This window comes from Micromonospora sp. CNZ303 (assembly GCF_004345505.1).
In genome coordinates this window covers 44,055-56,768 of sequence record NZ_SLVT01000001.1, presented here as the reverse complement: position 1 = coordinate 56,768, position 12,714 = coordinate 44,055, and the positions used below count along the sequence as shown (strand labels likewise).

At 73.5% G+C, this 12,714-nt stretch carries 10 protein-coding genes and 1 pseudogene; 5 read left to right on the top strand and 6 right to left on the bottom strand.

Annotation, left to right across the window (positions count from 1 at the left end):
- Positions 1-46: 46 nt before the first annotated feature.
- Both EV374_RS00295 and EV374_RS00290 read right to left on the bottom strand, forming a co-directional pair.
- Positions 47-730 carry a response regulator transcription factor gene (locus EV374_RS00295; RefSeq protein WP_132230789.1) on the bottom strand — a complete coding sequence of 228 codons (684 nt, stop codon included), beginning with the start codon at positions 728-730 and terminating at the stop codon, positions 47-49.
- A 23-nt stretch (positions 731-753) separates the two neighbouring features.
- Positions 754-2,040: an ATP-binding protein gene (locus EV374_RS00290; RefSeq protein WP_132230788.1), complete on the bottom strand. Its 1,287-nt coding sequence runs from the start codon at positions 2,038-2,040 to the stop codon at positions 754-756.
- Between the two features lie 259 nt (positions 2,041-2,299).
- Between EV374_RS00290 and phoU the strand changes: the two genes are divergently transcribed.
- Positions 2,300-2,953 carry a phosphate signaling complex protein PhoU gene (gene phoU, locus EV374_RS00285; RefSeq protein ID WP_132230787.1) on the top strand — a complete coding sequence of 218 codons (654 nt, stop codon included), beginning with the start codon at positions 2,300-2,302 and terminating at the stop codon, positions 2,951-2,953.
- Between the two features lie 70 nt (positions 2,954-3,023).
- On the opposite strand, the gene EV374_RS00280 is transcribed toward phoU, so the two are convergent.
- Positions 3,024-3,791 (bottom strand): phosphoglyceromutase, encoded by a 768-nt coding sequence (locus tag EV374_RS00280; RefSeq protein ID WP_132230786.1) that lies wholly within the window; start codon positions 3,789-3,791, stop codon positions 3,024-3,026.
- Positions 3,792-3,940: 149 nt separating this feature from the next.
- Between EV374_RS00280 and EV374_RS00275 the strand changes: the two are divergent.
- Positions 3,941-5,263 (top strand): annotated as a pseudogene (locus EV374_RS00275) (MDR family MFS transporter); the annotation flags it as partial.
- Between the two features lie 299 nt (positions 5,264-5,562).
- Positions 5,563-6,993, top strand: a complete 1,431-nt coding sequence (locus EV374_RS00270) for an MFS transporter (protein ID WP_132230785.1) — start codon at positions 5,563-5,565, stop codon at positions 6,991-6,993.
- A 450-nt stretch (positions 6,994-7,443) separates the two neighbouring features.
- Here the strand turns inward: EV374_RS00270 and EV374_RS00265 are convergent, their stop codons facing one another.
- From EV374_RS00265 to mshA, 3 genes are all read right to left on the bottom strand, one after another.
- Positions 7,444-8,379, bottom strand: coding sequence for a hypothetical protein (locus EV374_RS00265; RefSeq protein ID WP_486485542.1), 936 nt, complete (start codon positions 8,377-8,379; stop codon positions 7,444-7,446).
- Positions 8,380-8,816: 437 nt separating this feature from the next.
- The gene (locus EV374_RS00260) at positions 8,817-9,344 is read right to left on the bottom strand and encodes a type III secretion system chaperone family protein (RefSeq protein WP_132230783.1); all 528 of its coding nucleotides are present in this window, start codon (positions 9,342-9,344) and stop codon (positions 8,817-8,819) included.
- A gap of 177 nt (positions 9,345-9,521) precedes the next feature.
- Positions 9,522-10,886, bottom strand: a complete 1,365-nt coding sequence (mshA, locus tag EV374_RS00255; protein WP_132230782.1) for a D-inositol-3-phosphate glycosyltransferase — start codon at positions 10,884-10,886, stop codon at positions 9,522-9,524.
- Positions 10,887-11,068: 182 nt separating this feature from the next.
- Here mshA and EV374_RS00250 point away from each other — a divergent pair, with 182 nt between their 5' ends.
- On the top strand, positions 11,069-11,830 hold the full coding sequence (locus tag EV374_RS00250; RefSeq protein WP_132230781.1) for an SDR family NAD(P)-dependent oxidoreductase: 762 nt from the start codon (positions 11,069-11,071) through the stop codon (positions 11,828-11,830).
- A gap of 23 nt (positions 11,831-11,853) precedes the next feature.
- Entirely contained in the window at positions 11,854-12,660 is an 807-nt protein-coding gene (locus EV374_RS00245) for a class I SAM-dependent methyltransferase (RefSeq protein ID WP_132230780.1), read from the top strand.
- Positions 12,661-12,714 lie beyond the last annotated feature (54 nt).

Genomic DNA, 12,714 nt, shown 5'->3' with positions numbered 1-12,714 from the left:
ACGACGGGGCCCGCGCGCGGCGCGGGCCCCGTCGTGCGTACGCCGGTCAGGGCTCGAACTTGTAGCCCAGACCCCGCACGGTGACGATGAAGCGCGGCGCGGACGGCTCCGGCTCGACCTTGGAGCGCAGCCGCTTGACGTGCACGTCGAGGGTCTTGGTGTCGCCGACGTAGTCGGCCCCCCAGACCCGGTCGATGAGCTGGCCCCGGGTGAGCACCCGGCCCGCGTTGCGCAGCAGCAGCTCCAGCAGCTCGAACTCCTTGAGCGGTAGCTGGACCGGGGCGCCGTCGACGGTCACCACGTGCCGTTCGATGTCCATCCGGACCGGGCCGGCGGCCAGCGTCGGCCCGCCCGACTCGGCGGCCTCGGCGCTCTGCCGCCGCAGCACCGCCCGGATCCGGGCGACCAGCTCCCGGGGCGAGTACGGCTTGGTCACGTAGTCGTCGGCGCCGATCTCCAGGCCGACCACCTTGTCGATCTCACTGTCCCGGGCGGTGACCATGATGATCGGCACGTGCGAGCGCTGCCGGAGCTGCCGGCACACCTCGGTGCCGGACATCTCGGGCAGCATCAGGTCGAGCAACACGATGTCGGCGCCGGTCCGGTCGAACTCGGTGAGGGCTTCGGTCCCCGTCGCGGCGACGGACACCTCGAAACCCTCCTTGCGGAGCATGTACGACAGGGCGTCGGAGAACGACTCCTCGTCCTCGACCACCAGTACGCGGCTCAACGGGACTTCCTTTCCATGTGCTGTCAGGCCTGCCGGAGCTCGGCCGGACCGGCCTCGATCCCAGCGGGCGGCGGTGTCGCCAGGCCCTCGTCGGGGGGACGGGTGGGCAGCCGGAGGGTGAACGTCGATCCACCACCAAGAGTGCTCGACACCTCCACCCTTCCGCCATGGTTGCTGGCGATGTGTTTCACGATGGCCAGCCCGAGGCCGGTGCCGCCGGTCGACCGGGACCGGGCCTGGTCGGCCCGGTAGAACCGCTCGAAGATCCGGTCCACGTCGGTCGGGGCGATCCCGATGCCCTGGTCGGCGACGGAGATCTCCACGTGTTCGTCGGCGGCGCGGGCGGTGATCCGGACGGTGGTGTCCTCGCCCGAGTAGTTGACGGCGTTCTCCACCAGGTTCGACACGGCCGTGGCGAGCTGGGTGTCGCTGCCGTGGACGGTCAGGCCCCGTTCGGCGTCGACGGCCACCTCGATCCGGCGGGCGGCGGCTGAGGTGCGGGTCCGGTCGATCACCTCGGCGATCACCCAGTCGATCGCGACCGGCTCCGGGGGCGGCTGCGGCTCGGCGCCCTGGAGGCGGGTCAGCTCCAGCAGCTCCTGCACCAGGCGGCCCAGCCGGGTCGACTCGTGCTGGATGCGTTCGGCGAACCGACGCGCGGCGACCAGGTCCTCGGAGAGGTCGGGCGCGCCCGCCCCGGCCGGCTCGGTGGCGTCCAGCAGCGCCTCGGCGAGGAGCTGCAGGGCCCCGATGGGGGTCTTCAGCTCGTGGCTGACGTTGGCGACGAAGTCGCGGCGGACCCGGGCCAGGCGGTGCGACTCGGTCACGTCCGAGGCCTCGACGGCGATGAAGCCCGCGCCGATCCCCATCGCCCGCAGGTGCACCCCGAGCGGGTTCACCCCGGCGTTGTCGCGGCCCCGCGGCAGGTCCAGCTCTATCTCGCGCCGCACGCCGGTGCGGCGCACCTGCCCGGCGAGCGTACGGATCAGCGGGTGGGCGGCGATCGAGCCCTGGGTGGGGCCGGTGCGGAGCAGCCCCATCGCGCGGGCGGCCGGGTTGACCAGGACGGGCAGGTCGTCGGGGTCGAGCACGACCACGCCGGCCCGTAGGGAGTCGATGGTCCGGCGGCCGATGCCGGACTGCGGATCCTCGGCTATCGGGAGCCTCCCGGAGGTGTGGGGGAAGCCGGACCGGCTCCCCGCCCGCGTGGCGCGTTCGCGCAGCGCCGGAACGAGCCGGGGCAGCAGCACCCCGGCGACCAGTCCGACCGCCAGCCCCACGGCCACCCCGACCGTCACCGCCCATTCCACCCGGCGATCGTAGGGTCATTGTTAACCTGGCAACCACCACAAATAGGATGAATCACCTTCGCTTCCGGCAAAGTTCACTCCCGCGTCCGGCGTCGTTCACCGAGGTTCACCTCGGGTCTCCCCGCCCGACCTACCGTTGGCGGCGCACCTGCTCCCGGCCGGTCCGGGGCCGGCGACCCTCGCCCGCACCACGGAGCCGGCGACCGTTGCGCCGGTCCCGGGCTGGGCGACCGACAACCAGCGACCACAGGACGTGACAATGCGCGACGAGTTCCGGGCTGACCTCCAGATCGTCAGCCAACTGCTGGTGGACATGGCGGAAGGGGTCCGGGCCGCGATGCGGCAGGCCACCCACGCCCTGCTCACCGCGGACCGCCGGGCGGCCGAGACGGTGATCGAACGGGACGCCGAGATCGACGAGCTCTACCGGCACGTCGAGGAGCGGGTCTGCGACCTGCTCGCCCGGCAGGCCCCCGTCGCCTCCGACCTGCGCGCGATGATCACCGCGCTGCACGTCGCGGCCGACCTGGAGCGGATGGGCGACCTGGCCGACCACGTCGCCAAGACCGCCCTGCGCCGGCACCCCTCGCCGGCCGTTCCGGCGGAGCTGCGGCCGACCTTCACCGACATGGCCGCCATCGCCGACCGGATGGCCATCAAGATCGGCTCGGTGCTCGCCAAGCCCGACGCCGACCTCGCCGCCGAACTCGACGGCGACGACGACGCCATGGACGACCTGCACCGCAGCCTGTTCGGGCTGCTGCTCGGCGAGGACTGGCCGTACGGGGTGGAGACCGCCATCGACGCCACCCTGCTCGGCCGCTTCTACGAGCGCTTCGCCGACCACGCCGTCAACGCCGGCGAACACGTGGTCTACCTGATCACCGGCCAGACCACCCCCACGGCCGGCTGAGGTGTAAGGAAGGGCCCCTTCCTAACGCATTGCGTTAGGAAGGGGCCCTTCCTTACACCTGAAACGTGCGTCAGCGGCCCTGGTTGGCCACCGCGGCGGCGGCCGCCTTGGCGGCGGTCGGGTCCAGGTACGTGCCGCCCAGGGTGAGCGGGCGAAGGTGCGGGTCCAGGTCGTAGCGCAGCGGGATGCCGGTGGGGATGTTGAGCTTGGCGATCGCCTCGTCGGAGATCTGGTCCAAGTGCTTCACCAGGGCGCGCAACGAGTTGCCGTGCGCGGCCACCAGCACCGTGCGGCCGGCCAGGATGTCCGGCACGATCGAGTCGTACCAGTACGGCAGCATCCGCTCGACGACGTCCTTGAGACACTCGGTACGCGGCATGAGCTCGCTCGGCAGCAGCGCGTAACGCGGGTCGCCGACCTGCGAGAACTCGTCGTCGTCCGCGATCGGCGGCGGCGGGGTGTCGTACGAACGGCGCCAGAGCATGAACTGCTCCTCGCCGTACTCCTCCAGGGTCTGCTTCTTGTTCTTGCCCTGGAGGGCGCCGTAGTGCCGCTCGTTGAGCCGCCACGACCGGCGCACGGCGATCCAGTGCCGGTCGGCGGCGTTGAGCGCCAGCTCGGCGGTGCGGATCGCGCGGCGCATCACGCTGGTGTGCACCACGTCCGGCAGCAGGTCGTGCTCGCGCAGCAGCTCGCCGCCGCGGCGCGCCTCGGTCTCGCCCTTCTCGGTCAGGTCGACGTCGACCCAGCCGGTGAAGAGGTTCTTGGCGTTCCAGTCGCTCTCGCCGTGCCGCAGCAGGACCAGCGTCCCGACGGTGGGCCCCTCGCTAGCAGTCATGCCGATCATCCTGCCGCACGTCGCCGGGCGACGCGCGGGCGGTGGTCGTGACGACCACCACGTGGAAAATGCGCTGCCCGGAGATCCGGCCTGACACTAGGTTGTAAGGCGCAACAATCAAGACGGTCATTACGGGCGGGGGCGCCGACGTGCGGACGATGCAGGGCTGGTTCCGGGACACCACCGGCGGGCTACCGGTCACCTTCTGGTACCTGTGGGCCGGCACCCTGATCAACCGGCTCGGCTCGTTCGTCCTGGTCTTCCTGGCCATCTACCTGACGCAGGAGCGCGGCTTCTCCGCGTCGCAGGCGGGGCTGGTGCTCGGCCTGTGGGGCGTCGGCGGCGCGCTCGGCACCACCGCTGGCGGCACGCTCAGCGACCGCTGGGGCCGCCGGCCCACCCTGCTCACCGCGCATCTCGGCGCGGCCATCATGATGCTCGCCCTCGGCTTCGCCCGGGAACTGTGGGCCGTGGCGCTCGGCGCCCTGTTGCTCGGCATGTTCGCCGAGGCGGCCCGGCCCGCGTTCGGCGCGATGGTGATCGACGTGGTGCCGGAGAAGGACCGGCTGCGCGCCTTCTCGCTGAACTACTGGGCGATCAACCTCGGCTTCGCCAGCGCGGCGATCCTCGCCGGCCTCGCCGCCGAGGCCGGCTTCCTGCTGCTCTTCGTGGTCGACGCGACCACCACCGTGATCACCGCACTCGTCATCTTCCTCAAGGTCGGCGAGACCCGGCGGGCCCCCGCCGGTGGGGGCGGCCAGCGGGGCGCCGGCGCCCCGGTCGGGGCGCTGCGCACCATCCTGCGCGACCGGGTCTTCCTCGGCTTCGTGGCGCTCAACCTGTTCGCCGCGCTGGTCTTCCTCCAGCACATCTCGATGCTGCCGATCGCCATGGGCGACTCCGGGCTCAGCCCCACCACCTACGGCTCGGTCATCGCGCTCAACGGGGTGCTGATCGTGGTCGGCCAACTCTTCGTACCCCGGCTGATCAGGGGCCGGAGCCGCTCGCACGTGCTCGCCCTGGCGTCGGTGGTGATGGGCGTCGGGTTCGGGCTCACCGCCTTCGCCGACACCGCCTGGTTCTACGGCCTGACCGTGCTGGTCTGGACGGTCGGCGAGATGCTCAACTCGCCCTCCAACGCCACCCTGATCGCCGAACTCTCCCCCGCCGAGCTGCGCGGCCGCTACCAGGGCGTCTTCTCGCTCTCCTGGCAGGGGGCCGCCGCGGTCGCGCCGGTCCTCGGCGGCCTGGTCCGGGAGCAGGCCGGCAACGCCCAGCTCTGGTTCGGCTGCGCCGCCATCGGCGGGCTGATGGCGCTCGCCCACCTGATCTCCGGCCCGGCCCGGGAGCGGCGGGCCGCACTGCTGCGGGCCACCACCGGTCCCGTCGTGCCGGTGGTGGCGATCCGCCCGCCCGCCCCGCAGGCCGCCGAGGCGGCGGCGACGGCCCCCGCCGAGCCGGTTGGTCCGGCAGGGGACGACGATCTGCCGGACAAGGGCCCGGAACGGCCAAGCGGCCCGGCACGGGGGGACGGCCTGCCGGACAAGGGCCTGGGACGGCCGGTCGGCCCGGCAGGGGGCGACGGCCTGACGGGCGAGGGCCCGGGGCGGCCGGTCGGCCCGGCAGGGAGCGACGGCCTGACGGGCAAGGGCCCGGGGCTGGCGCCGGAGCCAACGGGAGCGCGGTGACCAGCGACACCCTGGCGCGGCGGCCCTCGGCTTCCTACGGTCGAGGACGCTTCAGTTAGGAAACAGAACTGTCGGGAGGACGGGTGCGGGCCCTGCGCCGCTGGCTGGACGACACCGCGGGCGGGCTCCCCGCCACCTTCTGGTACCTCTGGGCCGGCCTGCTGATCAACCGGGCCGGCGCCTTCGCGATGCTCTTCCTGTCGCTCTACCTGACCGAGGCGCGGGGAGCGAGCGAGGCGCTCACCGGCACGGTCGTCGGGGCGTACGGGCTGGGCGGGGCGGGCGGCGTGCTGCTCGGCGGAGTGCTGGCCGACCGGTGGGGGCGGCGGTCCACCCTGCTCGCCGCCCACCTGGCCACCGCCGGACTGATGGTCGGGCTGGCCTTCAGCCGGCACCTGGTGATGATCGCGGCGCTCGCCGCCCTGGTCGGGGTGGCGCACTCGATGCCCAGTCCAGCCTTCGTGGCGGCGATCGTCGACGTGGTGCCCGAACGGCGACGCTCCCGGGCCTTCAACCTCCAGTTCTGGGCGTTCAACCTGGGCATGGCCGTGGCCTCGCTGCTGGCCGGTCTCCTCGCCGAGGCGAGCTTCGTCGCGCTCTTCCTGGTCGACGCCGCCGCCACCGCGCTCGCGGCGGTGGTCATCGCCTGGAAGGTCCCGGAGACGCTCCCCCGCCGTGCCGCCAAGGCTGCCCCGATCTTGGACACTTCCCGCTCCGACCGGACAGAAAGTGTCCAAGATCTTCGGCTGGCACCGAGCCGCGGCAGCGGAGCGGTGACGCGGCGGGCGGGGCGCGGGCGGCGGGCGGGGTGGCGGTGGGTGGGGCGGCGGGAGCGGCGGGCGGGGTGGCGGCGGGCGGGGCGGGAGCGGCAGCCGGGGCTGCACACGGCGCTGACCGACCGCACCTTCCTCACCTTCGTGGGCCTGACCTTCGTGTTGGCCGTGCTGACCATGCAGACGTCGACGATCATGCCCCTGGCGATGCGGTCGGACGGCCTGCGCCCGTCGGCGTACGGGGCGGTGGTGGCGCTCGGCGGAGTGCTGATCGTGCTCGGGCAGCTCTTCGTGCCGCGACTGATCGAACGGCACCGCAAGGACCGCGTCCTGGCCGTCTCCACCGCGCTGCTGGCGCTGGGCTTCGCCACCCTCGCGTTCGCCGACGACGTGGCGGTCTACCTGGCCGCGGCGGTGGTCTGGACGGTCGGCCAGATGCTCGCCGCGCCGCCCAACGCGCAGATCAACGCCGACCTCGCCCCGCTCGAGCTGCGGGCCCGCTACCAGTCGGTGTTCTACCTGGCCTTCCCGGCGGCGTCGTTCGTGGCGCCCACGCTGGGCGGGGTCAGCCTCCAGTACCTCGGGGACCGGCACTGGCTCATCGTCGGCGGGCTCGGGCTGCTGGCCGCCGGCTGCCACCTGCTCGCCGGCCCACCCCGCGAACGCCGCGTAGCCGCCCTCCGCCAGCTCTCCACCCCGCTTCCCCACTCCGCGACCCCCACCCCGTCCTCGGTGCGGTGATCATCAGGTCGGCGCCCTTGGGGGATCAACTCATGATCACCACAGGCGGCGGGCGGGGAGGGACAGGGGGTAGGGACAGCAGAACGCCCATCGCGACTCGTGATCGCGATGGGCGTTCGCACCGTATGACCGGCGGCGGCGGGCGAAGCCCACCCCCGTAGGCGTCGCCCGCTCGCGCCGCCGGTCCAAACAGGTGGCCACCGTCCCCCAACGGTGTTGTTCCACCCGTCCCCTGCGCCTCACTCGGTGCACGGATCTGATCGATCCACCGCTCCCCCGAACGGTTCCAAGCGTGGCGCGGTGCAATAAAGTTAGTTCGCCCGGGATTACGAAGACAACCTGGATGGGCTGTCTCGCCGGTCACAGCTCCGGTGCCCACCGGGAGTACCGTCACTTCGGGCCTCGGTGGTGGCCAACAGCGCTTACCCGTCGACCATTCCCCCAAACACGTCAGGCGTCCTCACGATCGGGCGATTCCGTACGGAAGAAGTTGCTCGGCCGGCCGTCACGGAGCTGCTCCTGGTAGATCAGGTTCAGCTTCCGCTCGTCGAAGGTCCGGAACCACTCGTCCCAGGTGATCTCACGTACCCGGCTGCTCTCTCGGTAACCGGGCATGTTGAAGGTGAGCACGCCGGCCCGCCCCTCCCGCTCGGTCCCCGCGATCGTGGCCGGTGCGGCGCCGCGCTCCCGCGCCCAGTTGCGGATCACGTCGTGGTTGGTGGTCACCAGGCTTCGGCCGGGACGCTCCGGCCGGTCGGCGGTGGACGAGATGAGCTGCGAGGAGCGCACCGACCGCGAGGTGCTCCGCCCGGTCCGGACACCGGTTGCCGTACCGCCGCGCGTCGTGCCCGCCCGCGACGACGCCGACGCGCGGGCCGCCGTGGACTTCCGGGCCGCCGGCGTGGTCTTCTTCGCCGGGGCCGCCTTCGCGGCGGCCTTCCTGGCCGGAGCCCTCTTCGCCGCCGCCTTCGCCGGCGGAGCCGTCTTCCTCGCCGCCGTCTTCTTCGCCGCCGGAGCCCTCTTCGCTGCCGCCGTCTTCTTCGCCGCGGGTGCCCTCTTCGCTGCCGCCGTCTTCTTCGCCGCAGCCTTCTTCGCCGCCGCCTTCTTCGCTGGAGCGGCCTTGTTCGCCGCCTGTGCCCGGCCCGAGGCGGCCTTGTTCGCTGCCCGGCCCGACGCCGCTTTCTTCGTGGCGGCGGCCCGTCCGGCGGACGCCCGCGTCCCCGTCGCCCGACCGGCGGGCCCGGTGCTGCGACGCGCGGCACCGCCCGAGGGACGCTCCGCCCGCAGGGTCTTCGCCAGCGTCTTCACCAGTTCCGGCTTACGCAGGGCGGAGATGCCGGAGACCCCGCGCTTGCGCAGTTGCCCCCGGATCTCGTCCACCTTCATCCCGGAGATCTCGGATTCGGAGATCGACGGGGTGTTCGGGGTCTGGTTGCCCGGCTGCCGTTTCGTCCTGGTCGCAGTCCCGCCGCGACCTGAGCTGTTCCGCTGAGCCATGGGACGCTCACGCTCCTCGACAGTTGGTCCTCGGCGCGCGGCGGGTCCCAGTGCCGCACCGCGCGGTGCGGCATACCCGTCAGGACCGGTCCGAACCTCCGAACGGGGCACCCGTGGTCCAGGCCGGTCGACGAGCGCGGCCAGGACCATCCCTGCGAGCACGACCCGAGACGGTCGCCGGCGACACACCCGGTCGGCCCGGCGGCACCGCTACGGCCCGACGGCATCCGACTGCCGACGGCACCAGGCTGCCCGACGGCGACGAATGCCGACGGCATCCGGATGCCCGGCCACGCCTGACTACCCGGCCACGCCCGACTGCCCGACTACCCGGCCGCTCCCGGCTGCCCGGCCGTGCCCGGGGACGGCTCGAAGAGGTGGGCGAACGCCGCGAGGTTGGCGGTGGACTCGCCCCGCTTGACCCGCCACTCCCACTCCCGCCGGATCGAGCTGCCGAAGCCGATCTCCAGCATCGTGTCGAAGGACTCGTCGGCGTACGTCAGCACCGCGCCCAGGAGCCGGTCCAGCTCGTCGGCGTCGATCCCGGCCGGGTTGACGCGACCGGTCAGGTAGACGTCGCCGACCGCGTCGACGGAGAACGACACGCCGTACATGCGGGCGTTGCGCTGCAACAGCCAGGCCCACAGCTCCTCGCGCCGCTCGTCCGGCTGGCGCATCACGAACGCCTCGATCCGCAGCGCGTGCTCGCCGAGGATGAGGTTGCAGACCGTCTTCAGCTTGTGGGTGCCCGGCAGCGTGACCGCGTACGAGCCCGGGCCGGTCGACTCCCAGGCCAGCTCCCGCTCGTCGCAGACCGACTCGATCAGGGCCGCAAGATCACTCTTCCCGCTCATCGGATCCACTCTACGGCCGGCACCGCCCCGGCACCGGACGACGACGGCCGGCACGACAGCAGCCGGCACCAGGAAACGACGGCCGGCACGAGAGCGGCCGGCCCAGGCAACGACGGTCGGCACCAGGCAACGATGGTCGGCGCGCGACCGCAGGCCGGCAGGCCGGCGCGCCAGCGGTCACCAGGAGCAGGACATCGCCGGGCCGCAGGCCAGCTCGGAGGCGAGCCGGGCCCGGTGCGCGGCGATCGCCTCGCCGTAGACGGTGAGCAGCCCGGAGGCGGTGCGGTGCCAGGAGAAGTTGCGGGCGTGCCGCGCCGCGCCCCGGGCCAGCTCGGCGCGGTGGGGCCGGTCCGGCAGCAGGCGGCCGAGCGTACGGGCCCAGTCGGCCGGGTCGTGGCCGTCGATCAGCACGCCGCTGACCTGGTCCCGCACGGCGGTCACGAGGCCGCCGACGGCGGCGGCCACCACGGGCGTACCGCAGGCCTGTGCCTCCAGCGCGACCAGGCCGAAGGACTCGTTGTACGACGGCACCGCGACCAGGTCGGCGGCCCGGTACAGGGCGGGCAGGTCGTCACCGGTCTGCGGGGGCAGGAAACACACCCGGTCGGCGACGCCGAGCGTGCCGGCCAGCTCCATCAGGGCGGTCGGCCGGTCCAGCCCGCTGCCGCTGGGGCCCCCGCAGATCACCACGGTCACCTGGTCGGCGAGGACCGGGTCGCGCTCGCGCAGCGCGGCCACCGCGCGGATGAGCACGTCCGGGGCCTTCAGCGGCTGGATGCGGCCGACGAAGGCCACCACGTAGCCGGTGGCGGGCAGCCCGAGCCGGCGGCGGGCCTCGACGGCGGCGCGGTCGCGGTTGCCCGGGGCCGGGCGGAACCGGTCCAGGTCCACCCCGGGCTCGACCACGGCGACGCGGGCCGGATCGGCGTCGTACCGGTCGATGAGGTCGCGGGCCTCGACCGTCGTGTTCGCGACCAGCCGGTCGGCCTCGGTGACCACCTGTTCCTCGCCGATGACGCGGGCCTTCGGTTCGGGCCGGTCCCCGGCCGCGAGCTGGGCGTTCTTGACCTTCGCCAGCGTGTGCGCGGTGTGCACCAGCGGCACCCCCCAGCGCTCCTTGGCCAGCCAGCCGACCTGCCCGGAGAGCCAGTAGTGGGAGTGGATCAGGTCGTAGTGGCCCGGGGGCCGGGACGCCTCGGCGCGGAGCACGCCGGCGGTGAAGGCGCAGAGCTGCCCCGGCAGCTCCTCCTTGGTGAGCCCTTCGAGGGGGCCGGAGGTGACGTGCCGGACGTGCACGCCGGGCGCCGTCTCGACCACCGGGGGCAGGTCGCCGGAGGTGGCCCGGGTGAAGATCTCCACCTCGACGCCCGCCTCGGCCAGCCGCCGGGCGACCTCCAGGATGTAGACGTTCATGCCGCCGGCATCGCCGGTGCCCGGCTGGTGCAGGGGTGAGGTGTGCACCGAGAGCGTCGCGATCCGCCGGGGGCGGGGCCACGGGCGCGCACCGCGCTGACGACCCACACCGGTGTGCAACTCCGCCACGTCCGCTCCCCTTTGTCACGGTTTATGCCGTCCGCACGCCCGGCGCCCTTCGGACAACGTCCCCGGCCGATGTCATCTTCCCCATCGGGCACCCCTAATGCGCCGGGGCGGCGCCCGGGCGTGACGGACCTCATCACCACGCCGCCGGCACCCGCCCCGGTGGCGCGGGGGAGAATGACCGGATGACCTCTGTCGCCGTCGTCACCGGAGCTTCCAGCGGAATCGGGGCGGCCACCGCCCGCCGGCTCGCCGCCGAGGGGTTCCACGTCCTCGCCGCCGCGCGGCGTACCGACCGGTTGGCCGCCCTGGTGGCCGAGATCGAGGCCGCGGGGGGCGCGGCCACCGCCGTGGCCTGCGACGTCACCTCCGACGAGTCGGTGGCCGGCCTGGCCGGGGCGGCGGCGGCCCTGGGCCCGGTCACCCTCCTGGTCAACAACGCCGGCGGCGCGCGCGGCCTGGACCCGGTCGAGTCCGGGTCGGTCGGCGACTGGCAGTGGATGTACGACGTCAACGTGCTCGGCACGCTGCGCGTCACCCAGGCGCTGCTGCCCGCCCTGGAGGCGTCCGGGGCCGGCACCATCGTGGTCGTCTCCTCGACCGCCGGCTTCACCGTGTACGAGGGCGGGGGCGGCTACGCCGCCGCGAAGCACGCGCAGACGGCGATCGCCGGCACGCTGCGGCTGGAACTCTGCGGCCGACCGGTGCGCGTGATCGAGATCGACCCGGGCATGGTCCGCACCGACGAGTTCGGGCTGGTCCGCTTCGCGGGGGACGCCGAACGGGCGGCGGCGGTCTACGCCGGGGTCGCCGAGCCGCTGGTCGCCGAGGATGTCGCCGACTGCGTCGCCTGGTGCGCGACGCGCCCGCAGCACGTCAACGTGGACCGCCTCGTCGTACGGCCGCTGGCCCAGGCCGCCCAGCACAAGGTGCACCGGGTCGGCTGAGCCGGCCCGGACGGTCGCGGACGATGGCGGGCACGGCGCGACACCGGCCGCTCGGCGTGGTGACCCGGGGGACGACGAACCCGAACCGGCTCCGCCGGGTGGACAACTGGATCGTCGAGACCTGCGGGGAGTCGCTGCGCGAGGCGGCCGACCCGCTGGTGGTGGACCTCGGCTACGGCGCCAGCCCGGTGACCGCCGTCGAACTGCGCGCCCGGCTCGCCACCACGGTCCGCCCCGACGTGCGGGTCGTCGGGCTGGAGATCGATCCGGTACGCGTCGCCGCCGCCCAGCCGTCCGCCGACCCGCCCCGGCTCACCTTCGCCCGGGGCGGGTTCGAACTGGCCGGGCTGCGCCCCGCCCTGGTCCGCGCGTTCAACGTCCTGCGCCAGTACGACGAGCGCGAGGTCGCCGACGCCTGGCGCACCATGACCGCCGGCCTGGCCCCGGGCGGGCTGCTGGTCGAGGGCACCTGCGACGAGTTGGGGCGGCTCGGCGGCTGGCTGCTGATCGACGCCGACGGCCCCCGTACGCTCACCCTCGCCGCGAAGCTCACCACCCTGGAGACTCCGGCGGAGCTGGCCGAGCGGCTGCCCAAGGCGCTGATCCACCGCAACGTGCCCGGCGAGCGGATCCACGACCTGATCCGGGCGCTCGACGACGCCTGGCACGCCGCCGCCGGCTACGCCCCGTTCGGCCCGCGCCAACGCTGGCTGCGCGCGGTCGCCGCAGTCAGTACGGCGGGCTGGCCGGTCCTGGGCGGCCCCCGTCGCTGGCGCCACGGCGAACTCACCCTCCCCTGGCCCGAGATCGCCCCCACCACCCCACCCTGACCACCCACCCCTGCCCTGCCCCGGCCGCCCGCGCCACGCCCCGCGCTGCCCTGC